Raw genomic sequence first — 24156 nt, forward strand, 5'->3', positions numbered from 1 at the left:
ATGCGGCAGCCGATGATAGGAACGAAAACGATGGTCGTCAGCCCGCACTACCTGGCTTCGTCCGCCGGGGCGCGCATCCTGCAGCGCGGCGGCAACGCATTCGATGCCGCCGTTGCGGTCAGCGCCTGCCTTGCGGTCGTCTATCCCCATATGACCGGTCTTGGCGGCGACTCGTTCTGGCTCCTGCACAGCAAAGCGGACGGAGCCGTTCGCGCTTACAATGCCAGCGGCAGATCCGGTTACCGGGCGAGCCGAGCTTTGTACGCGGGCCTGGATGCCATCCCGCAGCGGGGCATTCGAAGCGTCGTTACCGTGCCCGGCATGGTCGACGGCTGGGACGCCGTCCTTCGGGAATATGGAACGATGACGCTGGCGGACGTGCTGGAGCCGGCAATCGGTTATGCCGAGCACGGCTTTCCGCTATCGCGGGATCAATACGCGAACACGCTGCAGCGGCATTTGCTATTGAATGCCATGCCGGAAACCTCGGCTGTTTATACGCCTGGCGGCTGCGTTCCCCGGGCGGGCTCGCGGTTCGTCCAGCGTCAGTTGGCGCAGAGTCTGCGGCGGCTGGCGATGACCGGGAGAGACGGATTTTATAAAGGAGATTTGGGAAGGCGCATCGCCTCTTACTTGGCGAACCGCGGCGGCGTGCTGAACGAGGACGATTTCGCGGATCACGAGGGCAGTTGGGAGACGCCGCTCAGCGGTTCGTACAAAGGGCTGACGCTCTACCAGGTCCCGCCGAACTCGCAAGGATTCACGGGCATTATGGCCCCGCAGATCATCGAAGGCTTCGGCTTCGGAACGGCGCCGGGCGCCGTCGAGCATGGGTCCTTCGCTTATTATCATTTGCAGATCGAAGCGTTGAAGCTGGCTTTTCAAGACCGGAACGCGGTGCTGACCGATCCGGACTTCTCCGCGATTCCGGTGGAGCGGCTCATCGATAAGGCGTACTGCCGGGCGCTGGCGGATCGGATCGATCCGAACAAGGCGCTTCCGGTATTGTCGGAGCCCGTCGGAAGCGATACGGCCTACGCGGCCGTCGTGGACGGAGACGGCAACGCGGTATCGTTTATCCAAAGCCTGTATTTCGAATTCGGCTCGGCGGTCACGGCTGGCGATACCGGTATTCTGCTGCAAAACCGCGGCTCGTTTTTCTCGCTCGATCCGAAGCACGTCAATGCGCTGGAGCCGCGCAAGCGGACGTTCCATACGCTGATGCCCGCCATGGCCTGCAGGGACGGGGCGCCGCATCTGCTCTACGGGACGCAGGGCGGCGAAGGCCAGCCGCAGACGCAGTGCGCGCTGCTCACCCGGATCGCCGATTACGGCATGGATCCGCAGGCCGCCGTCGACGCGCCGAGATGGGTATGGGGCCGGACGTGGGGAGAATCGACGCAGGAGCTGCGGATAGAGAGCCGCGTGCCGGAAGACGTGCGCGCCGAGCTAGCCCGGGCGGGTCACCTCGTTCGGACGGTAGACGCCTTCGACGGCGTCGTCGGCCATGCGCATGCGATTCTGATCGACGGCCACGGCTTCCGCCTCGGCGGCACGGATCCGCGGAGCGACGGTCAAGCGATCGGCTGGTAAGCCGGTCCGGAATGCCGAATCACGACAGAGGAGGAGAGCCCATGCGATTCGGTGACGTAATCGTGAAACGAAACGTTCCCTGCACGATGCGGGACGGCGTGAATTTATATGCGGATATTTATTTGCCGGAGGAATCCGGGGAATACCCGGTCCTCCTCATGCGGCAGCCATACGGCCGCAAAATCGCTTCGACGGTCAGCCACGCGCACCCGGTCTGGTACGCTTCGCGGGGGTATATGGTGATCGTGCAGGACGTTCGCGGCAGAGGCGATTCCGAAGGGGAGTTCGTCCCTTTCGTCCACGAAGCCGAGGACGGCTACGACACGGTGGAATGGGCGGCGAAGCTTCCGTATTCCAGCGGCAAGGTCGGCATGTACGGCTTCTCGTACCAAGGCATCGCGCAATGGGCGGCCGCATCGCTCCATCCGCCGTCCCTGGCGACGATCATTCCGAGCATGACGGCCGCGGACATTCACCGGTGGGCCTATCCGCAGGGCAGCTTCTCCAGCGGCATGCTGATCTGGGCGTTCCAGCTGGCGCGGGATTCCGCGCGGCGGGCCGGCGACACGGAAGCGGAGCAGGCATGCACGCGCATCATGAACAGCCCCGAGGCGGTGCTGCGCCGTCTGCCTTTGAACGAGCGCCATCCGATCCTGGCGCAGTATTGTCCGGCGTACTTCGACTGGGTCGATCATACCGAGTACGACAGCTACTGGCTGTCGCTCAATTGGCTGCCGGCGTTCATCGACAATCCGATTCCGGCGTTCCATATCGGCGGCTGGTACGATTTTCTGCTCGATGGAACGGTCCAGTCGTATCTGGCGCTCCAGGAAACGCTGCCGGAACGGTCGCCGGACCTGTTCCACCGGCTGGAGATCGGACCTTGGATCCATATTCCGTGGGGCCGGAAGGCCGGCGGCGTCGACCATGGCCCGGATGCGGACGGCGACATGCACCGGAAGCAGGCGCAGTGGTTCGACTATTGGCTGAAGGGCAAGCGGGATAACGGGTTGTACGAGGAACCCGCTGTTCGATACTTCGACCGCGAGGAGAAGCAGTGGAAGACGTCCGATAGATATCCGGCGCATGCCGGCGGCCGCAAGTGGCTGCTGGGCGGCTCGGGCAAGCCCGCGAACGGGGCGCTCGGCGGCGGCCGCATCCTGAATGTGGCAGCGGAGCCGGATGCCGAAGCGGCAGCGGACGTATTCGTCTACGACGCGCGGCTCCCGATGGCGCTCGCGGGTTATGCGCCGACGGACCGAAGCGCGCAGCAGGATCGCACGGAAATTCTTGTCTATACCGGAAGTCCGGCCGATAAGGCATTCAGCGTGCTGGGCGCGCCGGTCGTCAACGTGCACGCGCAGTCGATGGAAGGTCCGACGGACCTGGTCGCCATTCTGACGATGCTCCTGCCGGACGGCAGCGCGAAATTCCTGTCCGTCGGCCGGACCGAAATCGGTCAGAGCGGCGACGGCGGCTGCTGGCGTCCGGCGCGGATCGTGATGCGGCCGCTCGCGGCGACCTTCCCGCCCGGCTCGGCGATCCGCCTGGAGCTGACGGGGAGCGCGTTCCCGACGCTAATCCGCCATCCGAACGGCATTCCGATGAACAGCGCCCACGGGGCAGGGGAATGCGACTTGACGATCGCCGTCGTGGCGGTGAAGAGCAGGCCGGGCATGGAATCCTGGATCGAGCTTCCGGTCGTGGAAGGAGAAGCGTAGTAAAGGTCAAGTTGCTGGAGGGCCGGGTTTCAGCAAAATTTTCGAAAGGGGCTGCGGGCGAATGACGAACGAATGGAAGCTGATTAACGTAAGTTTACCGCTTCGGGACGAATCTCATCTCTATGCGCTTACGATCCGGGACGGCATCTGGACGGAGATAACGGCGCAGCCGGCGGCGGCGGATCTGCCGGGAGCCGTGCCGATCGACGAAGCGACGGGGAATGCGGCCGGCGGAACGGTTATCGATCTAGGCGGCAACGTGCTGCTGCCGGGTCTTGTCGACGCCCACATGCATCTCGACAAAGCGTTCTCGCTTCCGCAGGTCGGCAACGTGTCGGGGACGCTGGACGAAGCGGTGAACAACTACGCCAACGCGGTTCACGCCTTCTCCAAAGAAGAGATCAAGGCGCGGATTATCCGCTCCGCCCTGCAGGCGGTATCGTACGGCACGACCGCGATTCGCACGCATCTCGATTATCATGTCCGGTGGGGCGCGGAAGTCGCGCTGCGGACGATCGAGGCGGCGCTCGAGGCACAGGCGGAGCTTGCGCCTTACGTGAAGCTGGAGCTGTTCCCGCTTGCGCCGATGTTCCGTTTCGCGCCAGGCGATCTCAACATACTCGAGGAGACGCTGCGCATGGGCGTAACCGGCGTCGGCACCGCGGCCCATATGTCGCAGACGGCGGAAGCCGATATCGACAAACTGTTCGAATTCGCGGCGAAGTTCGATATGCCGCTGGATTTCCATACCGACGAGAGCGACGATCCGAACATGCGGACGGTCAGCCATATTGCCCGTCGGACAATCGATTACGAATGGTCCGGCCGGGTGACGGTCGACCATCTATGCTCGCTCGCCGCGATGAACGACATGGACGCCGGCATGCTGATCGAGCAAATGGCGGCCGCCAAGCTGCACGCGGTCACGCTGCCGGGCGCGAACCTGTACCTGCAGGGACGCCGCGACAGCTTCCCGGTCCGGCGCGGCGTCACGCGGGTGAAGGAGCTGCTTGCGGCAGGCATTACGCTGGCGACGGCATCGGACAACATTCATGATCCGTTCCATCCGTTCGGACGGGGCGACCTGCTGCAAATCGGCTTGATTACGGCTTATGCCGCTCATATGGGCAGGCCGGCCGATTTGCGGACGATTCTGCGGATGATGACCGAAATTCCGGCCGCGATCCTGCGCCTCGAGGGCTACGGCGTGGAGGTCGGCAACGACGCCGATTTCGTCGTCTTCGACGGTTCGACCCCCGAAGAGCTGTTCACGATGGTGCCGGAACGGCGCTGGGTATTCCGCGGCGGCGGCTGGCTGAAGCTGGCGGCCGGGCGGAGGGGCTTCCAGCTGCCCGAGCTGGATCGCAAGCTGAAGGGCGCGGCGGAGAAGCTGGCTTTCGGCACGCCGGCGGCCGCCTCCCGGGCATAACCAAAGAAGGGAGCTGCGGTGATGACCAACCTGCTCGTCGTTTATTACAGCGCTTACGGCCACGTGCACGAGATGGCGCTGGCCGCCGCGCAGGGCGCCGCGAACTTGGCGGACTGCGAGGTGCGCGTCGTCAAGATTCCCGAGATGGAATCGGAGAACAATCGGACGCCTTATCTCGATAGAAGGAAGAAACAAGAAGAAAGCGCCTTGTCCGGCAAATTCCGAACCGTGGGCCGCTTCGCCAAGTACGAAGGCTCCAAGCTGCTTCAAGCGCCGATTCCGTTCGCGACGAACGACGATCTTCGCTGGGCGGACGGCATCGTCTGGGGCTTCCCGACGTACTTCGGCTCCATGCCGGCGCAGGTGAAGCTGTTTCTCGAATTCGCGAGCGAGCTGTGCGCGGACGGCGGTCTCGAAGGCAAGCCGGCGGGACTGATCACGAGCGCCGGCTCGATCCATACCGGTCATGAAGCGAACCTGTTGACCTCCATGGTGCCCCTGTTCCATTTCGGCATGATCATGGTCGGGCTTCCTTACTCGGAGAACCCGGAGTATCTGACGGCCGACGCGATCGGCTGCTCGCCGTACGGCGCGTCGACGGTGGCCGGCCCCGACAGCGGGAAGACGCCGGACGAGCGCGAGCTGGTCATGGCGGGCAGATTGGGCTTGCGAGTGGCCAAAGTGGCTGCGGCATTGAAGAAGTGCGAATTTCAGTCAGGCCAATAACGCGTAAAGGGGACAACCGACATGAGTTTCCTATCCACGATTCTGACTTCCGCCGGATCGGCAGCCCCTGCCGTGCACCGCACGACGGACTCGCTGATCCGCCTGCAGGATGTCGGCAAGACGTATCCGAACGGCACGGTCGCCGTGCAGCATGCGAATCTGACGGCGGGCGAAGGCGAGTTTCTCTGCTTCGTCGGCCCGTCCGGCTGCGGGAAATCGACGATCTTCAATATGATCGCCGGCCTAACCGGCCAAACGAGCGGCCAGCTCGACGTGCTCGGCACGACGCCGAAGGAGGCGCGCAGGCAGAGCGAGATCGCGTTCGTGTTCCAGGAGCATACGCTGCTCCCTTGGTCGAAGCTGATCGACAACGTGACGCTGCCGCTCAAGCTGCGGGGCGTGCCCAAGAAGGAGCGTCTTGCGGAAGGCGAGCGCGTGCTGGAGCTGGTCGGCTTGAAGGATTATTTGAAGGTGCTGCCGCGCGAGCTGTCCGGCGGAATGAAGATGCGCGTCTCGATCGCGCGGGCGCTCATCTCCCGGCCGAAGCTGCTGCTCATGGACGAACCGTTCGGCGCGCTCGACGAGATCACCCGCCAAGCGCTGCAAGACGAGCTGCTGAAAATCTGGCGGCAGGACAAGAAAATGTCGGTGCTGTTCATCACGCACAACGTATTCGAGGCCGTCTTCCTCTCGACGCGGGTCGTCGTCATGACGCCGCGGCCGGGCAAAATCTCGGACGTGATCGACATCCCGGCACCTTACCCGCGCGATCATGATTTCCGTTCGTCGCCGGAATTCGGGGAGTACGTAAGGCATGTGTCGCATCAATTGAAGCATTAGTTGAAGAGCGTGACCTGCGGTCGGCAGGGTCTCCAATCGCTGTTGTAGTTCCTGATTTCTTTGATTATGTAAGTGAGTATAGGTAGAAATCAGACTACAAAGGCGAACGCTGGCGCTTTTCCGACTCCTGCCGACCTCCGGTCACTCCTGCTAAGACATGGTGCATACACCGACTTCCGGTCACTCCTGCCAAAAACTCGAGCTTCACGAACTTATTAAGAAAAGAGGGATGCCGATGCATCGTCTAGGCAATCGCAAACGGGCATGGCGCGTGTCCCGGGAGCATGTCGACTTAAGCGGGAGCGCAGGGACGCGCGATGCGAATGCAAGTGCAGGCGCCTCCTCGGCGGAGGAAGAGGCAGATGCCTCTTCCGTCATCTCGTTCGAGGCGCAGCCGCAGCGTTTGACGCTTGATCTTGAACGGACGGCGATCATCGTCGTCGATATGCAGAACGACTTCTGCAGCCCCGGCGGCTGGCTGGATTCCATCGGCGTCGATACGGCTCCGCTGCTGTCGCCGGTCGATCCGCTTAACCGCCTGCTGCCGGCGCTTCGCGCAGCCGACGTTCCGGTCGTTTGGCTCAATTGGGGCAACCGGCCGGACCGGCTTAATCTCAGTCCTTCGGTGCTGCACGTGTATAATCCGGACGGCGCGGGCGTCGGCATCGGAGACCCGCTGCCGGGTAACGGCTCGCTTGTGCTCGAGAAGGGCAGCTGGGGCGCGGCGCTGATAGACGGGCTCGTGCCGGAGCAAGAGGACGTTCGCGTGGACAAATATCGGATGAGCGGTTTTTGGGATACGCCGCTCGACAGCATTTTACGGAACATGGATATTACGACGCTGCTCTTCGCGGGGGTCAATCTGGATCAATGCGTCATGCATACGCTGCAGGACGCGGGCTGTCTCGGCTACGACGTCGTTTTGCTGGCGGACTGCTGCGCGACCAGCTCGCCGGATTATTGCGCCGAGGGCGCGATTTACAATATTAAGCAATGCTACGGCTTCGTTGCGGAGTCGGCCGATGTGCTTGGGGCATTGGCAGCCAATTACGGGAAGGTGGAGCTACGATGAGCATACCAGGATTGATTGCAAGCCACTACACGGATTGTCCGGTTCGGAAAATATCGCCGCGCGACTCCAATAAATTCGTGCTGCTGTGCGACGGTACGCAGGCGCCGTTCGTCTCGGTCGTGGAGATCTTCGACGAGGGCGGCAAGACGCCGCCGAACGAGCATTCGGCAGCCGTGGAATATTTCTACGTTTTGGCGGGCGAAGGCTCGGCCGTGGTCGGCGATGAAGAGCTGCCGATCCGCCAGGGATCGTTCTTCATCGTGCCTCCCGGCAATAACCATGAGGTGCGCAATACGGGACGGGGACGTCTGTACGTGTTGACGACGATGGTGCCGGACGAGGCGTTCTCCGATCTTATCAAAGCCGGTCCCGAGGCGTCGCTGGACGAAGCGGACCTGGCCGTGTTGAACGGGATATTGCAGCCGCGCTAGTCTACGGCAACGGACGGATGGAGGAAACGGACATGGCCGATCATTGGCGCGCTTACGTGAAAGAGGATTTTACGATCGAACCGGCCGGTACGGGCTTGCTGCATGGGCGCTTGTTCGCGGTCAAGGACGTGTTCGGTCTCGCGGGCTGGACGAATACGGCCGGCAATCCCGATTGGCAGCGCACGCACGGTCCTTCCGCCGCCAACGCTCCCGCCGTCGATCTGCTGCTGGGCCAAGGCGCCAGGCTGCAGGGCATTGCGCACACCGACGAGCTGATGTTCAGCTTGAACGGCGAGAACCATCACTTCGGAACGCCGGTCAACCCGCGCGCGAAGGATCGCATTCCGGGCGGTTCATCCAGCGGATCGGCCGTCGCCGCGGCTTCGGGCGCAGTGGATTTCGGGCTGGGCACCGATACCGGCGGTTCGGTTCGGATCCCGTCCGCTTACTGCGGATTATACGGCATCCGGACGACGCACGGCGCCGTTCCCCTTGACGGCGTCATCCCGCTCTCCGCGAGCTTCGATACGGTAGGATGGATGTCCGCCGACGCCCGGACCCTGCTCGACGTCGGCGTCGCATTGCTTGGGCAGGACGAGGCGGGCAGAGACGGCGAGGAAGGACGGCCGGGCACTTATGGCGCGTTCGATCGCCTGCTGTTCGCGGAAGACGCCTGGAGCATGACCGACGATAGGTGCAGGAAGACGGTCATGGCTTGGCTGTCCCGCGCGGGACTCGCCGAGAAGGAAAACGGCGATTGGATCGCCGTTGCGCCGGATGGACTGGATGCTTGGTTCGAGACGTTCCGTACGATTCAAGGGTACGAGATCTGGCAGGAGCATGGGGATTGGATCGAGCGGGAGCAGCCGCGGTTCGGACCCGGCATCGCGGAGCGCTTCGCCTGGTCGTCGACGCTGGAACGGGGCGGCTTCGAACGCGCGCAGCATAACCGGCAGCGTATCCGCGCCGAGCTGCGGCGTCTGCTCGGACGCGACCGGCTGCTGGTCGTCCCGACGATGCCGGGCATCGCGCCGAAGATCGGCACGACCGGCGAGGCGCTGGAGCAGCTGCGGAAGCGGACGATGCAGCTGTCGTGCATCGCGGGCCTAGGCGGGTTCCCGCAGGTTACGGTGCCGGCCGGTACCGTGGACGGCGCGCCGGTCGCGGTTTCTTTTATCGCCGGTGCCGGCATGGATGTTCCCCTTCTGCGGTGGGTCGACCGAGTGGTCTCGGCCGCGGCCGGGCCGGTCGGCCAAGCGGCCGGGCAGGCGCCATCGGTGCGCGGTTTACCGCTGGAGGCGGGCATTCCGGATGCGGCGCGAACAGGGCGCGCGGCAAGCGCGGCCCCTGCGGCCAGTTCCGCGGGCGCGACAGGCGATGCCCGCATACACAACTAAACGGATAAGGATGAGGACGATGTTCTTACGATACGAAGGAACCGCTTGGGAGACGCGTTTCTTGCCGCGGCTGACCAGCAAGCAAGTGAAGGAACTGCCGAAGGAAGACGCGCTCGTCATCCTGCCGATCGGCGCGGTCGAGCAGCACGGCTCGCATCTGCCCGTGCTGACCGATACGCTGATCGGCGAAGCGACGCTGACCGCCGCGCTGGAGAAGCTTAACGCGGAAGCGCAGGTATGGCTGCTGCCGCCGGTGCCGTACGGCAAGAGCAACGAGCATCTGGGCCTGCCCGGCACGATCTCGCTGTCGGCCGCGACGCTGCAAGGCGTGATTCTCGACATTGCCGAGAGCCTCAAGCTGAGCGGCTTCGACCGGCTGCTGCTGTTCAATACGCACGGCGGCAATACGGATTTATTGAACATGGTCGCTCGGGAGATTCGGATCCGCAGCGGCATGACGGTATTCTATCTCAGTCCGAGCAGCCTTGGCGGCGCCGAGGATGTAATCGCGCCGGAGGAGCTGGAATACGGGATTCACGGCGGCGACTACGAGACCTCGATCGTGAAAGCGATCAAGCCTGGCTGGGTGCAGGATCAATTCGCGGTCAAGGAAATACCGGCAATGACCGGCTACGAGTTTCTGACGTTGGAAGGCAAGATCCGCTTTGCTTGGCGGATGGCGGATATCTCGGCCAGCGGCGTCGCCGGAGACGCGACGATCGCGACCGCGGAGAAAGGGATCATCATCATGGAGCGGGTAGCCGGCATTCTCGCCAAGGCGCTGCAGGAGCTGTGCACGTTCAAGCTTTCGGATTTGGATCGGAAACAGGTCGAAGCATGAGACGCGGAGGCGCTGGCGCAGCGAGCCGCAGGCAGCGAGGGGCGAACGGTCTATGAAACTAGCATCCATCCGGTTAGACGGAATTGAAAAAGCAGCCATCGTAAATTCAGAAGGTTACGTGCTGCTGGGAATGCTGAACGCCGTGACCGGCTCCGCATGGAGCGAGACGATCGCGGGCCTGCTCGGCAACGAAGAGGTGGACGGCTTGAACGCCTGGTACCGGGCAGGCGGGGCGGAGGAGTTGGCGAGGTTCGAAGCCATTCCGGCCGGGGAAGCGGTCTGCGCGCCGCTGCTGCGGAACCCGCCGAAAATATGGGGCATCGGCGCCAACTATACGGAGAAAGCCGCGGAGATGGCGGTAACGCCTCCCGAAGGCGAGCCGATCTGCTTCATGAAGCCGACGACGGCGCTGATCGGTCCCGGCGAAGCCATCGTCCTCCCGAAGGGCGAGCACCGCATTACGGCGGAGGCGGAGATCGGCATCGTCATCGGCAAGTCCTGCAAGCATGTATCCGAGGCGGAGGCGATGGGTGTCATCGCGGGCTTCACGCCGACGCTCGACATGACCGCCCAGGACATTCATGCGCGGAATCCGCGTTTTCTCGGCCGGTCGAAGTGCTTCGATACCTTCTTCAGCTTCGGCCCCCATCTCGTCACGCCCGACGAATGTCCCGATCCCGCGCAGTGGACCGTCGAAACGGTTCTGAACGGCGAATCGGCCTACCGGACGGACGTGACGCGCATGATTTATTCGATCCCTTATATCGTCTCGTACTTCTCCGAAATGATGACGCTGCAGCCGGGAGACGTCATTATGACCGGCACGCCGGGCTCGGTCCCTCTGCGGCCGGGCGATGCTGCCGAGTGCAGGTTAGGCGGTTTCGAGCCGCTGATCAATCCGGTCGCGGCGGAATAGCGGATGCGGGGATCGGACGAAGCGGGACAGTCGGGGAGAGCTCAATTTATACGAGATAGAAGCAGCGAAGAGGAGGCGGGAGCGCTATGGAAACTCTTGCATGGAAGGCTGATATGCTGAAGTCGCTCGGCGGGCTCGTGCTGACGGACGACGATTCCGTCGAGAAGCTGTCGAAGGACTATTACTGGTATTCCCCCGTGTTGGATAAAAGGCTCAAGGAGAAAAAGGCCGACGTCATTATCGCCCCGAAGACCGAGGAGGACGTCGCGGCAGCGCTGGCTCTCGCCTATCGGCTGCGTATCCCGGTCACGGCGCGGGGCGCCGGAACGGGCAACTACGGGCAGGCGATTCCGCTCGAGGGCGGCATCGTCCTCGACTTAAGCGGCTTGGACCGCATCGTCGAATTCGGAGCGGGCTGCGTCCGCGCGCAAAGCGGCGTCCGGCTCGGCGTGCTGGATAAGACGGCGCGCGAGCAAGGGCAGGAGCTGCGCATCTATCCAAGCACTTACGTGAAGGCGACCGTCGGGGGCTTCGTCAGCGGCGGCTCGGGGGGCATCGGCTCCGTTACGTGGGGCAACCTGTGGGACGGAAACGTGCTGGAAGCGGTCGTCTATACGCTGGAAGAAAAGCCGCGCCGGCTTGTCATTAAGGGCGATGAGCTGTACGACTACATCCACAATTACGGTACGACCGGCATCATGACGGAGGTTACGGTTCCGCTGGCCCCCCGCAACGAGTGGACGCAATGCGTCTTCCAGTTCGCTTCGTTCGAGGATGCCGTGCGATACGGGGAAGCGCTCGCCCGCGACGGCGCCGTTACGAAACGGCTCATCAGCCCGATGGAATGGCCGTTGCCCTCGTTCTTCAAGCCGCTCGCCAAGTCGCTTGCGCCGGCCCAAGCGGCCGTGTTGACCGAGATCGCGGAGCATGCGGTCGATCTCGCGGCGAAGCTGGCGGAAGCTTACGGCGGCAAGCTCGGTCATGTCATCGCGGCGTCGCAGTACCGCAAAACGATCGGCGTATCCGACTTTACGTGGAATCATACGACGCTGTGGGCGATCAAATCCGATCCGTCCTGGACGTATCTGCAGGCGGGCTTTGCGCCGGACCGATACCTGGAGCAGCTTCGTGCAATCAAATCCGCTTATGGCGACGAAGTGCTGTTCCACTTCGAATGGGTGCTGAGCGGCGGAGCGCTCGTGCCGACAGCGCTGCCGGTGGTCCGCTTCTCGACGGAGGAACGGCTGTACGAGATCATCGCCTTCTTCAAATCCGTCGGCGTCGCCATCTTCGATCCGCATACGTGGATGCTGGAGGACGGCGGACGCGGCTCGGTCGGCCGCATGCGCAGCCGGAAGCTGGCCAACGATCCGCTCGGCCTGCTGAATCCCGGCAAGCTGTAGCGCTTGGGCTAAGCATGATTGGACTTATCCTGCCCATTGCGCGGCTAGCCGGAGCTGCGAGGTCTGGACTAGGAACGCGGCAGCAAGACAATATTCGGTTATGAAAGCCCAGTCGCGCGATGATGCGCGAAACTGGGCTTTTGTTGCGTGTCGAATGATATGCGTTACAAACGGTGCTGCCTGCGGTATTCGGAGGGCCTCGCGCCTTCCATCTCTTGGAAAACCCGGCTCAGATAAGAACCGCTGTCATAGCCGCACAGGCCGGCGATATGCTCGAGCGTGTAATTCGTATGAGTCAGCAGCTGCTTGGCCCGATTCAGCCGGAGCATGTTGATATGCCGCTGCGGCGTGATCCCGTAAGCGGCTTTGAACCGCTTGGTCATGACCGTCCGGTTCATATTCGAGGCGGCGGCCAAATCCTGCAGTCTGGCATGCTCGAAGGCGCCGGCCTCGATCTGCCGGCGGATCGCTTGGATGGCGGGATCGGGCGGCGAGGCGGCTTTCTGCAACCGGTCCTCCAGCTCTTCCTGCAGCTGCAGCCACAGCTCGTTCAAGCCATGGCACAGTCGAAGCGCCGATCTGCCGTCGCGCTTGTCCGAGACCGCGGCAATGCGGCGCAAATTGGCATAGTGGCGGGCCGTATCGCGGATGGCGTGGCGAAACGGATCGCCGGATCCGCTCATGCGCGGCTGAAGCAGCGCGGCCTCTTCGGACGTCAGCCGCACGCCCGCGTAATGCAGCGTCAGCGGAGCCAGCGCTTCGCGCCCGACATCGATGCCCGGCGGGCAGACGATGACGTCGCCGGGAACGGCGGTTCCTTCGATACCGGCGATTCGGTAGCGAAAATGTCCGTGCGTCAGCGCGAACAGCAGCCAATGGTCGTCATCCCGCCCGGTCGGCAGGACGAAGCGGGGCTTGTTCACGGAATAATGATAGAAGCCGACGTGCAGCGGATATTCCATTTTTCGCGCTCCGATCCGGTCCGTGGATGACCGTGTTTTTGCTGGCAGACGACCGAGTAAGTTCGTCGAATGCCGGGTAGAAGGCTTCTGGGTAGCATGGGGCCGAAAGGCTAGAGATTCGCGTGGAACAAAAGTGCATGGAATTGTTTCTTTTCTGCATCGTGATCCGATTTTCCTGCATGTATAATAGGCGCAAACCTACAGGAGGCGATGAAGTGAACGCGAATCATCGTTATGAAATCATTGTATACGGAGCGACGCCGGGAGGCATCGGAGCGGCGATTGCGGCCGCGCGCAGAGGCAGGAGAACGCTGCTGCTAGAGCCCTCGCCATACATCGGAGGCATGATGACGAGCGGTCTTGGCCGTACGGACATCGAGTGGTTCGAAGCTTCGGGCGCGATATACCGCGAGTTCGCTAGCCTCGTGGAAGCGCATTACGAGCAAACCTATGGAACCGCTTCCGCCGAGGCGGCCGCCTGCAACCGCGGCATGTTCTTCGAACCTTCGATTGCGCGCGCGACGCTCGAGGGCATGATGGAGAAGGAAAGGCTGCTTACCGTCGTTCGCAGGGCGGAGCTGTTGTCCGCGGCAACGTCCGAGGGCCGCTTGACCGAGATTCGCATTCAGGTAGAGGACGGCAGCTGGGCAGGGGAGCACGCGTTGGCGGCCGACGTCTTCGTCGACGGTACCTACGAGGGGGATCTTGCCGCGAGTGCAGGCGTGCCGTTCGAGGTCGGGAGAGAATCGCGCAACGAATGGAACGAGGAATACGCCGGCGTGCTCTATATGAATTTCGATCCTTCCAAAGAAGTGTTCCCCGGAAGCACCGGCGAAGGAGACGACCGAATCCAGGCGTACAACTATCGGCTGTGCCTGACGGACGTGCCGGAGAACCGCGCGGCGGTCCGCAAGCCGGATGCCTACGATCGCGGGGAATACGCAAGCTTGAGCATCGATGCGGCGGAAGGCCGGATCCGATCCATTCGCGACGTGCTGAATATTCTGCCGGTTCCCTGCGGGAAGACGGATACGAATAACCACCATTATTGCCTGTGTTCAAGCGATCTGCCGGAGGAGAACGGCACGTACCTCGAAGGCGGACGCGAGGAGCGCCAAAGGGTCAGAGACCGCCATCGTCATTATTACCAAGGTTTGCTGTGGTTCCTTCAGCATGACGAATCGCTTCCGGAGGCTTTCCGCGAGGATGCCCGGCGCTGGGGGTATGCGGCGGACGAGTTCACGGACACGGACAACTTTCCTCCGCAGCTGTACGTGCGGGAAGGCAGGCGCATTCTCGGCGAGTACCGGTTTACGGAGAACGATGCCCGCCTGGCCCCGGGCTTCGGACGGACGCCGATTCATGCGGACAGCGTCGCGGTCGGCGCTTATGCGATCGATTCCCATGCGACGCGCAAGCGGGAAGCGGCCGGACAAAATGCCGCGCTCGAAGGCTTCCTCGGCCTGGGCTGGCTGACGGAAGTGTACCAAATTCCGTACGGCGTCATGCTTCCGCTTGCCGTGGAGGGACTGATCGTGCCGGTCGCGGTATCGTCGACCCACATGGGGCTTGGCACGATCCGCATGGAGCCGTGTTGGATGCAGCTCGGATTTGCCGCAGGGGCGGCTGCGGATCTGGCAATCGCAAGCGGCAAGCCGCCGCGCGAGATCTCCATCGATGCGCTGCAGGACGAACTGCTGGCGGCCGATCAGCTGATCGGGTACTACCGCGATATCGATGCTTCCGTCCTGCCGGGCAAAGCGATTCAATACTTTGGCGCCAAGGGAGCGTTCCGCTCGTATGACGCGGCACCCGATGCGCCCGTCACGGCGGAGCAGGCCTCGGCGCTGCTTGCGCTGGCCCGGCTGCTGCCCGGCGGCGTCCGTTTCCCGGCGCTGCCCGCCTCCGGCACTATTCTGCCGGCAGGTGTGGATATGGGGCCGCGGCTGCCGAAGGAAGAACCGTCGCCTGCCGAATATTGGCAGCGCAATCAGCTTCTAACGCAGGAGCAGTCCCGCCGCTGGCAGCAGGCGGCAGGCAGGGCGCTGTCCGCGGGAACGCCGGGGGCAAGCGATGCGTTCCGCGCCGCAAGCGCCGGAGCGGAAGCGGCGAAGACCGATGCCAAGGCGTACGTGACGGTCGGGGAATGGTGCGCGCTCTTGTATGGTTTGCTGCTTGAAAATCGGCGCGCTTAGCGCGTCTTATCCATTCGAAAAAGTTCGAATAGATAATAAGGGATGGAGCAGATGTCTGCTTCGTCCCTTATTCATGTCCGTCGATCGTTATTTTCTCCAGCCCATCACCCCGGCGGCTTTCGCGGAAGCGAAACAATCATGGCCATAATTGCGTCTTATAGGAGGATGTACCTTACACTCCCGCAAATCCCGCATATGCCGGAGACCGCTGTTTCGAATGGATTTCGACTTGGTGCAAATAGAGGTATAATGGGTATTAACCTGAGCTAGGTGCATGTAGAGCGGGATATTTTGGTTATATTGTGGCGGTTCCTTGACCAGGCAGGAACGAGCAGGCGGATCTAGAAATAAGTGTAGTTGACTGCCTGAGAACGTCGGTCGGCTTCTCAATACATAGGGTTCAAAGGAGTGCTGGCATGAAAGCGCAAGACGATTCCAAAAACAAGGCCAAAACACGCAACGCGTTCACGCTGCGTTTGAACATATTTTTCGGTGCGACGTTTCTTCTGTTCAGCATATTGATCGTTAGGCTCGCGATCCTGCAATTTGTCGATGGACCGTCGCTGCAGGAAGAGTTCGATAACAACAGCACGAGGTCGGTTAAGATTCCGCCGATCCGCGGCAATATCTTGGATTCCACGGGCGCTCCGATCGCATACTCGACATCGACGCAATCGCTGTATTTCACGATCCAGCCGCCGTTCAAGGATAAGGATGCGGACGCGCTCGCGCAGCGGTTGTTCGATATTTTCAACAAACTCGGCACGAAAGCGCTGAAGCCGCTGACGGTCAAGGAAATCAAGAAACGGATGGACCTCGGCCACGTGCAAAATACGTATTCCGTGCCAAGGCGGCTCAAAGTCGGCTTGTCGAAGGAGGAAATCGCTTATTTCTCCGAGAACCGCGAAGCGTTCCCGGGCATCGACATCGTCGAGGAGAGCGTCCGCAATTACGACAAGGAAGACGTCGCGGTCCAGTTGGTCGGCTATCTCAAGAAATTCCGCGGCGTGCGGGAATCGATGAACAAATACGAGAATATGGCGGACGTGGAAGACCCTAAGCTGCAATACCTGGACGATGAAGACGTCGGCATAGACGGCTTGGAATACATGTACCAGGACGTGCTTCGGGGCAAGAACGGATTGAAGGAATTTCCCGTCAACGCGCAGGAGACGATTATCGGGCCGCCGGTCACCACGGTTCCGATCAAAGGGGACAATATTTACCTCACGATCGACAAGCGCGTGCAGCTGCTGACGCAGCAGGCGATCACGAACCACCTGGATTTCATGAAGCATGCGACATCGGGCTATTGGATGGACGGCGCGGACGCCACCACGGGTTATGCCGTTGCGATGGAAGTGAACACGGGCAAGGTCGTGGCTATGGCCAGCATGCCGGATTATGATCCCGAAGTCTGGGCAGGCGGCTCCATCAGTCCGGAGGACTACGCCGCTACGAGCTTGTTCCAGGCCAACGGCACGATCCGGCAGTCGTATCCACCTTACGCGGACGAGAAGGAGCGTAACCGCCATCCGTCGTCCATCGTTCCGCTCGGCTCGACGCAGAAGCCGCTCACCGTGCTCATCGGGTTGAACGAGAAGCTGTTCTCGACGCATACGATTTATAACGATAGAGGCGTATTCGGATTCGGTAAATCGGGTCATGAAGTGTTTATCCATGACTCGCAGAATCATGCGTACGGCGCGATCGACCCCGCCTCGGCGATCGCGCATTCGTCCAATACCTTCATGGCCGAGATGGTCGGCAATCCGCTGTATAAGAAATACGGCAACAAAGGCGTCGACGTCTGGGACAGCTACGTGAAGCAGTTCGGTCTCGGGGTCTCCACCGGAAGCGGACTTCTGGGCGAAAGCAAAGGCGTTATCGACTACTATCACGAAGCCGAGAGCGCGAGCGCGCAGTCGGCGCTTATCCGGGCTTCCTTTGGCCAGCAGGCCAAATATACGACGCTGCAGCTGGCGCAGTACGCGGCGATGTTGGGGAACGAGGGCAAACGGTTGCAGCCGCAGTTCGTCAACAAGATCGTCGATCAGGACGGCAAGGTCGTGCAGGGCTTCACGCCGAAGGTGCTGAACACCGTCTCCTTCCCGCAGGACTTTTGGGATGAGATCTATGAAGGCATGAGCAAGGTTTCCGTGCAAGGCTTCGAGGGCTTCAAATACAATTTCCTGCGTAAAACCGGTACGTCCGAGCAGGACGTCGGCGACCGCAAGAAGGTCGAGAACTCCGTGTTTATCGCTCTCGCGCCCGCGGAGCATCCCGTCCTTGCCGTGGCGGTCGTCGTTCCGGACGGCGGCTTCGGTTCCTACGGCGCGGCTCCGATCGCGCGCAAGATCTTCGATGCGTACGACGAGTACGTCGGTCTGGACGGCACGCCGCATCCGCCGGCGACGGGCACGGGAAATGCAACGGGCACGGGAACGACAGGAACCGGGACCGGGCATTGAACGGAACATGTAAGGAAGGACCTTGGGGGCATGCGCCTCCAAGGTCCTTTTGGCATTTCAGGGCGTCACGGCGCAAGAGGAGCTGGAGAAGCATGACAGCCCCTGTAGGCTGCCGATCTTACCGGGCAGCCTGGTAGTGCGCCATTTTATCTCGTTGTCGAGTATATTAGAGGAGATTATTTATAGCTATTTCCTATTAAATTAATCCTCTCTATATATTGGATAAATAGCGTTTTTACGTTTTAGAATACATGAAACGATTGATTCTAATTTTATCCATTCGAGTGGAGGTTGAAGCATGGAGGTTTCTGCTAATAAACGTTTGATTCAAAATGAGCCTTATCTCTCCATCGTGCTTGTAGCCGGGATAGGCATGTTTCTTACGACCCTGGACTCAGGCATACTTAATGTTGCCATCTCTTCCCTTGTTCGAGCGTTCCATTCTTCCGTCACGACGATAGCCTGGACCATTTCTCTATATACGATTGTCATATGCAGCTGCATTGTGGTCTTCGGGAGGCTAAGCGACCGTTATGGACGCCTAAAAATATACGCGATTGGATTAACGGTATTTGCGCTTGCCTCCTTGTTTTGTGCTTTTTCGGATACGGTGATGCATCTGCTCTTATTTCGAATCTTACAAGGGATCGGGGCTGCCATGCTTCAGGCGACTTCAGCTGCCCTCATTACAACCTTAGTACCTCCTAACAAAAAGGGCGAGGCACTCGGGGCTCTGGCCGCATTCTTCGGTTTAGGGCATGTCCTTGGGCCTGTGGCTGGCGGAATCATCTTATCGACTGCAGGCTGGAAGTGGCTTTTTTTAATGAATATTCCTATTTGTCTCCTTTGTTTGCTTGCATGCCGATATGTCTTGAAGGGAAAAGGATCCTCGATAAGCAAACTTCAGCCGTTAAATTTGTCCGGCGGTCTTTTACTGTCCGCCTCTATTTTTTCACTGGTTTATGGATGCGCGGAGCTAGAATCTCTACATTCCCGCAGCTATATTTTCCTTCCGACCTTTGCAATCCTTATGTTCGTGTTTATCCTCCGAGAAAAACAGACCTCTCATCCCATTGTTCCCTTAGCGTTGTTTAAGAATGGTTTCTTCACCGTCGCTTTATACGCGATTTTTTCTTATGGAGGCGTTACGCGCCTTTGCATGGTTGCCATACCCTATTATTTGGAGCAAAAAAGCGATTATGTCCCTTGGCAATCAGGATTGGTGAATTTGCTGTTACCCTTGGGCATCGTATTGACCTCGACGATAGCCGGCCGGCTAATGAGGAGCCGGGGCACGTTTCGATTAATGACAATCGGACTTTGCTGTATGTTAGTTCCGCTTCTGATTCTGGCTTTTCTGCACCCGAACCGCCACCTGCCGATTGTCTGCTTCATGCTTTTCGTTTATGGCCTGGGCGCCGGTCTTTTCCAGCCGTCAAACATGGCGGCGATTATGGAAGCAGTCGGACCGGACCATCAAGCAACGATCGGCTCTGTACAAAGACTTGCGCAGAACATTGGAATTTCATTGTTCACTGTCGTTACAGCCGGATTTCTTCAATCCCCCGCTCATGAAGTTTGGATAGGCTTACGCGACTCTTTCTACTTGGCAGCCGCGGCCACTATCCTAAGTCTTATGGGGTTTTGCATGTTAAAACAGTATGGGAAATAGTAATCCGCCCCTTCTATATAACCGCATAAAAATGCTCGTCAAAGCTGATTACGCGTGACAACAAAGTGCATCCTCAGCGGTTCGCTCACTGAGCTGAAGACGCCGACGACATATTCGAGATATAGACAAGAAGCTGCTCTGGCAGCGCGTAAGCGCGGTGTTTCAAGACTGCGGCCGCTATCCGTTGAGCTTGCGGGAGTACGCTGCCGCCGGCCGATCCGGCCATGTGATGGAGGATGCGGTTATTGAAGAGACGCTCGACGCTTGCGGACTTCGTTCCTTACGGGAGGCTGGCAAGGGGCTTGATCTGGCGCTTACTTCGGTTCAGGAAGGGGGTCGCGAGCTCTCGGGCGGTCAGTGGCAGCGGCTTGCGATCGCCAGGGCAATGCTTCGTCAGGGCGACGTTGTGGCCTTCGATGAACCGACCTCGGCGATCGATCCGAGCGGAGAGCAGGACTTGTATCGGAGCTGCGGCAAGCTGGTTCAGGGGAAGCTGGCGGTGTTCGTATCGCACCGGTTAGGGTGGGCGCGGCATTCCGACCGCATTCTCGTGCTGCATAACAAGTCGATTGCCGAGGACGGCACGCACGACGAGCTTATGAGACGGAACGGATGCTATGCCGAGTCGTTTCGCCAGCAGGCTTCCTGGTACGAAGAGGAATCTGCACTTGACGGCGGAGATCACGTAGAAGGATAAGAAGAGGAATATAGACGATTGGCAGGGAATATAGGGGATAGATACGCGTGTTTGCAAGTGCGGCATTCGAAAGGAGGATCCTATGTTTATACTCGACCTCGTATCGGCTCCATGCAAAGTCTATTCGACGAACAACGGCGGTTGTTTGCATGGAGCGGAACGGAACCGCTTGAAGGTCTGACTTCCGAACGTTTGCCGGATAGACTTTGCTCCCTTAAAAACTCAACCTTTTAAGGAGCGGAGCCCTCATGAAATACGTAAATGCGGATGTTGTTTTTCCCGAAGAGCTTCTGAAAGAAATTCGGAAATACGTCAAAGGCGGCTTGGTGTATATACCTAGCCCCGAGGGCGACCGCAAGAAATGGGGAGAGAATTCAGGCAGCCGGGCGTATATGGTCGAACGCAACGACGGGATTCGCCGCGCGTTTGCCGCCGGCGAGACGCTGGATCAACTCTCGGACCACTACTGTTTGTCTCCCGAAAGCATCAAAAAAATCGTGTATGCCAAAAAATAGCGCTTTTCGTTCTCGTTCGGAGCCGCCTTGGATTTCATGCCGATGCGGCTTTTTGCGTGTAAAGATTCTTTTTAGCCGATTTTGAACTAAGCTTCGACTCTCCCCGTTGGTATGATTTGACTGCGTTCGGGTCATTCCGCATGCTAGTCATTCCAAATGCCGATCATTCAACCTTGGAGGTGCGATATGAGAGATATCGATTATTCGAACTATTTTTGGCAGGACGACGCCATTCGGCTGCGAGCGACGAAGCCCGAAGATTGGGAGGGGCACTATATCAATCGCTTCGATACGCCTGCGCGGCGGCTGGTCGACTGCTTGGTGGAGCTGCCTCCGACCGTCGCGGAGGCGCAAGCGTTCTCGGAATCGCACGCCGGCTTCGGCTCCAACCGCCTGATGTTTACGATGGAGACGCTGGGCGGCGTTCCCGTCGGCGGCTTGAATCTCAACAGCATCGACGAGCGCAACGGCACGTTCAGCATCGGCATTCAAGTCGATCGCGATCACCGGGGGCAGGGTTATGGGACAAGGGCGATCCATATTTTATTGAAATACGCGTTCTTCGAAAGACGGTTGAACAAGTTCAATGATGCCGTTCTCGAAGGAAACGAAGCCTCGGCGGCGATGATGAGGAAGGTCGGCTGCGTGCAGGAAGGCGTTCGCCGGCAGATTGTTTATATGAACGGGCGGTATATGGACATGATTTTATTCGGTCTGACGAAAGAAGAGTATGTGGAGGTACTGAAGAAGAGGGAATCGGCTTCTTCTTGATTTAGGATCCGCTCCGACAAAAGAATATTGAATTATTATTCAATATATAGAATAATAATCCATAGATGACGAGTTGGTAAGAGGAGGTCGGATACGCGTGATGATACGCAATGATCGGCTGGAGGCCTACGCACTTGAATCCGAAGAGGTCGATTTCAGCGATCCGGCTATTGCGGCAAAAGCAGAGGAACTGACCCGGGGATGCGCCGACGAGATGGACTACGTTCAGCGGGCCTATCGTTTCGTCCGCGACGAGGTTGCTCACTCCTGGGATATTCGGAGTCGGCGAATTACGCGCACGGCTTCGGAGGTGCTTACGTTCGGAGAAGGCATCTGCTACGCGAAGTCCAATTTATTGTGCGCGCTGCTGAGGAGCAAAGGGATTCCGGCCGGTTTCTGTTACCAGCGGCTTACGCTCGGCGATACGCAAGGCACGGGATATTGCGTGCATGCGCTCAATGCGGTATTCATCGCGTCCGAGGAACGATGGGTTCGACTGGACGCCCGCGGCAACAAGGCCGGCATCCAGGCGGAGTTCTCGCTCGATGCAGAGAAGCTGGCTTTTCCCGTTCGGGAGCATGAAGGCGAGATCGATTATCCGGGCGTCTATGCCTGGCCGAATTCGAAAACCATGGATGCGCTGAAGCAGTACGCCGACTGCATAAATATGTATCTGCATGGTCTCCCGTCCTCATTGTAGCGAGCATGCGCGAACTAGCTGTGGATATGCGGGAGCAAGAGCAAGTCAGAAGCAGTCGCGACGAGGCGGCAGACCGAAATGAGCGGCAGTATAAACAAGAGGCAGGCCTAAGCAAGTGGCTGGTATAAACAAGCGGTAGACATAACATGAGGCACAAACAATCGGCAGACAAGTAAGGACCCCCCAGGGAAGTCCTTACTTGTCTGCCGCTTTGCGATGCAAAGCTTATTTCGCCGCGCGCTCCGTGACCGTATAGCGCAGGCTCCATGCATTCGGCCGCTCCTCCGATACATCGTAACCGAGCACCGAGGCCAGCCTCAGCAGCGGGACCTGCGTCTGACCGCCGACCAATCTTGCAGGCTGCGCGAGCTCGATCGTGCTGCCGTCCTTGTCCACGGCCTTCGTCTGATCCAGAGTCAGCGACACGCGGTTTGCGGCATGCGCGAGAGTGAGCGTCTTCGTCGCCTGGTTCCAGTCGAGCGTGGCGCCGAGCGCCGCGGCAGCTTCCTTGGCGGGAACGAGCAGCTCGCCCTCGCCGGGGATGGCCAGGCTGCTGAACCATACTTCTTTGGCGGAGGACGCAGCGCTCCCCACGAGCAGCTGGACGCTCTTGGGATCGCCCGTTTCCGTCAGCGCCAGCGTCCGAACCTGTTCTTCCAGCTCGTCCGACAACGCCTGCGCATTCGCCGTCGTCATGCGATAACGGGAATCGCCTGCGCCGATCGTATGGATAATCGCCGTATTGATCGCTTGATCGTGATGGGAGAGGTCCTTGTACCGATCGAGATCGTAGGTCCATTCGCCAGCCGTTTGGAAATTGTAGACCTCCGCGTTCGGAAGCCCGTTCAGCCGTTCGAACATCCAGACGTCCATCTCCAGCTGGTTGCGGTACCGCTCCGCGTTCGTCGACGCCCACACGGCTTCGCGCAGGACGCTGTACGGCGGATAATAGAAGATGAACTTGACCTCCGGATGCGCTTTCACGAGCGCCAGCACTTCGGTATCGAAGTTCGCCTGGATGACGTCCAGCGGGTCTTCGTTTAAGCCGAAATAAGCTTCTTCCTGCGCCGCGGTCCGATAATGCGCCAGCACTTCCTTCTTGCCGAAGGTTACGCTGTCGTTCCAGTTGTACAGCTTCTCCAAGCTTTGGACGCCGGACCCGGTCAGCTCCTTATAGACGCCTCGGAAAAACTGCCCGTACACGCTGTAGTTCAGCAGATAGCGATAGTCGTTCCACCGGTTGCGGTCATAGAGATAAGCGGGGAAGGGACCTGCCGATTCCTGGTCGCCTGTCTTGAGCGCGAAATAATCCAGCCCCCACAGCGCCTGCTTCACCTTGCCGGTGCCGATCGCAAGCTTGGCGATCTGGTACTGCTCGTCTGCAGTCGACCCGCGGATGGACAGCTTCAACGTCTTGCCGCCAAGCGCTTTGTCCACTTCGGAGGGCAGGAAATTCTCCGTCATCGACGTGCCGAGAATAATGGTGTCGTAATCGTAATGAAGCGCCAATCCGGGATTCTGGTACCGCTGCTCCGACGAGAAGATCGGCTTGTACCCGAACGGCTTGTGGTAGAACTGCAGCGGATCAAGCAGATACGTGACGAGCGATGCGAGCACGGCGAAGAGAAGCGCAAGCAGCGCGGATAGGACGAGCATTCGCTTGGCGGCTTTCGCGGTGATTCGCGTTTGCCCCGAGGTGCCGGGCGAAGAAGCGGCAGTTGTGCCCGGAGCGGGGGCGGAATGCCCCGTATTCGGCTGCGGTCGCTGCGATGGAATGGGAGCCTGCATGCCGGTCACCAGCCTC

General features: G+C 60.0%; 20 protein-coding genes. 18 read left to right on the forward strand and 2 right to left on the reverse strand.

The annotated features are described in order from the left end of the window. The 11 genes from ggt (at position 1) to GT003_RS06725 (ending at position 12369) form a co-directional block, all read left to right on the forward strand. Complete coding sequence (gene ggt / locus GT003_RS06675) at positions 1-1593, forward strand: gamma-glutamyltransferase (RefSeq protein ID WP_161695718.1); 1593 nt, start codon at positions 1-3, stop codon at positions 1591-1593. A gap of 41 nt (positions 1594-1634) precedes the next feature. Continuing rightward, entirely contained in the window at positions 1635-3314 is a 1680-nt protein-coding gene (locus tag GT003_RS06680; protein ID WP_161695720.1) for a CocE/NonD family hydrolase, read from the forward strand. Between the two features lie 61 nt (positions 3315-3375). Then, positions 3376-4743, forward strand: coding sequence for an amidohydrolase family protein (locus tag GT003_RS06685; RefSeq protein ID WP_161695722.1), 1368 nt, complete (start codon positions 3376-3378; stop codon positions 4741-4743). Positions 4744-4764: 21 nt separating this feature from the next. Continuing rightward, positions 4765-5469: an NAD(P)H:quinone oxidoreductase gene (gene wrbA, locus GT003_RS06690; protein WP_161695724.1), complete on the forward strand. Its 705-nt coding sequence runs from the start codon at positions 4765-4767 to the stop codon at positions 5467-5469. A gap of 21 nt (positions 5470-5490) precedes the next feature. After that, positions 5491-6309, forward strand: a complete 819-nt coding sequence (locus GT003_RS06695) for an ABC transporter ATP-binding protein (RefSeq protein ID WP_161695726.1) — start codon at positions 5491-5493, stop codon at positions 6307-6309. Between the two features lie 235 nt (positions 6310-6544). Next, entirely contained in the window at positions 6545-7381 is an 837-nt protein-coding gene (locus tag GT003_RS06700) for a cysteine hydrolase family protein (protein ID WP_161695728.1), read from the forward strand. After that, positions 7378-7812 (forward strand): cupin domain-containing protein, encoded by a 435-nt coding sequence (locus GT003_RS06705; protein WP_161695730.1) that lies wholly within the window; start codon positions 7378-7380, stop codon positions 7810-7812. The genes GT003_RS06700 and GT003_RS06705 overlap by 4 nt, the downstream gene beginning before the upstream one ends. Positions 7813-7844: 32 nt before the next feature. Next, positions 7845-9209, forward strand: a complete 1365-nt coding sequence (locus tag GT003_RS06710; RefSeq protein WP_161695732.1) for an amidase — start codon at positions 7845-7847, stop codon at positions 9207-9209. A gap of 19 nt (positions 9210-9228) precedes the next feature. After that, positions 9229-10050, forward strand: a complete 822-nt coding sequence (locus GT003_RS06715) for a creatininase family protein (protein ID WP_161695734.1) — start codon at positions 9229-9231, stop codon at positions 10048-10050. A 52-nt stretch (positions 10051-10102) separates the two neighbouring features. Next, positions 10103-10966 carry a fumarylacetoacetate hydrolase family protein gene (locus GT003_RS06720; RefSeq protein WP_161695736.1) on the forward strand — a complete coding sequence of 288 codons (864 nt, stop codon included), beginning with the start codon at positions 10103-10105 and terminating at the stop codon, positions 10964-10966. A gap of 86 nt (positions 10967-11052) precedes the next feature. Then, positions 11053-12369: an FAD-binding oxidoreductase gene (locus tag GT003_RS06725; RefSeq protein ID WP_161695738.1), complete on the forward strand. Its 1317-nt coding sequence runs from the start codon at positions 11053-11055 to the stop codon at positions 12367-12369. Positions 12370-12533: 164 nt separating this feature from the next. Here the strand turns inward: GT003_RS06725 and GT003_RS06730 are convergent, their stop codons facing one another. Continuing rightward, the gene (locus GT003_RS06730; protein ID WP_161695739.1) at positions 12534-13331 is read right to left on the reverse strand and encodes a helix-turn-helix transcriptional regulator; all 798 of its coding nucleotides are present in this window, start codon (positions 13329-13331) and stop codon (positions 12534-12536) included. 215 nt (positions 13332-13546) lie between these two features. Between GT003_RS06730 and GT003_RS06735 the strand changes: the two genes are divergently transcribed. The 7 genes from GT003_RS06735 to GT003_RS06765 all read left to right on the forward strand — a co-directional run bounded on the left by GT003_RS06735 (position 13547) and on the right by GT003_RS06765 (position 22352). Continuing rightward, the gene (locus GT003_RS06735) at positions 13547-15526 is read left to right on the forward strand and encodes an FAD-dependent oxidoreductase (protein ID WP_161695741.1); all 1980 of its coding nucleotides are present in this window, start codon (positions 13547-13549) and stop codon (positions 15524-15526) included. A 416-nt stretch (positions 15527-15942) separates the two neighbouring features. After that, a complete protein-coding gene (locus GT003_RS06740) occupies positions 15943-17997 on the forward strand; it encodes a peptidoglycan D,D-transpeptidase FtsI family protein (protein WP_161695743.1) in 2055 nt (684 codons plus the stop codon). 298 nt (positions 17998-18295) lie between these two features. Continuing rightward, positions 18296-19669, forward strand: a complete 1374-nt coding sequence (locus tag GT003_RS06745; RefSeq protein ID WP_161695745.1) for an MFS transporter — start codon at positions 18296-18298, stop codon at positions 19667-19669. Positions 19670-19790: 121 nt separating this feature from the next. Beyond that, positions 19791-20366 carry an ATP-binding cassette domain-containing protein gene (locus tag GT003_RS06750; RefSeq protein WP_346266590.1) on the forward strand — a complete coding sequence of 192 codons (576 nt, stop codon included), beginning with the start codon at positions 19791-19793 and terminating at the stop codon, positions 20364-20366. A gap of 248 nt (positions 20367-20614) precedes the next feature. Beyond that, positions 20615-20881 carry a CD3324 family protein gene (locus tag GT003_RS06755; protein WP_161695747.1) on the forward strand — a complete coding sequence of 89 codons (267 nt, stop codon included), beginning with the start codon at positions 20615-20617 and terminating at the stop codon, positions 20879-20881. 186 nt (positions 20882-21067) lie between these two features. Next, on the forward strand, positions 21068-21652 hold the full coding sequence (locus GT003_RS06760) for a GNAT family N-acetyltransferase (protein WP_161695749.1): 585 nt from the start codon (positions 21068-21070) through the stop codon (positions 21650-21652). Positions 21653-21743: 91 nt separating this feature from the next. Continuing rightward, complete coding sequence (locus GT003_RS06765) at positions 21744-22352, forward strand: transglutaminase-like domain-containing protein (RefSeq protein ID WP_420831452.1); 609 nt, start codon at positions 21744-21746, stop codon at positions 22350-22352. 225 nt (positions 22353-22577) lie between these two features. Here GT003_RS06765 and GT003_RS06770 read toward each other — a convergent pair whose 3' ends face one another. Next, positions 22578-24140 (reverse strand): stalk domain-containing protein, encoded by a 1563-nt coding sequence (locus GT003_RS06770; protein WP_239565874.1) that lies wholly within the window; start codon positions 24138-24140, stop codon positions 22578-22580. Positions 24141-24156: the final 16 nt, after the last annotated feature.

It is taken from the genome of Paenibacillus sacheonensis, from assembly GCF_009909195.1.
GTDB lineage: Bacteria > Bacillota > Bacilli > Paenibacillales > Paenibacillaceae > Paenibacillus_Z > Paenibacillus_Z sacheonensis.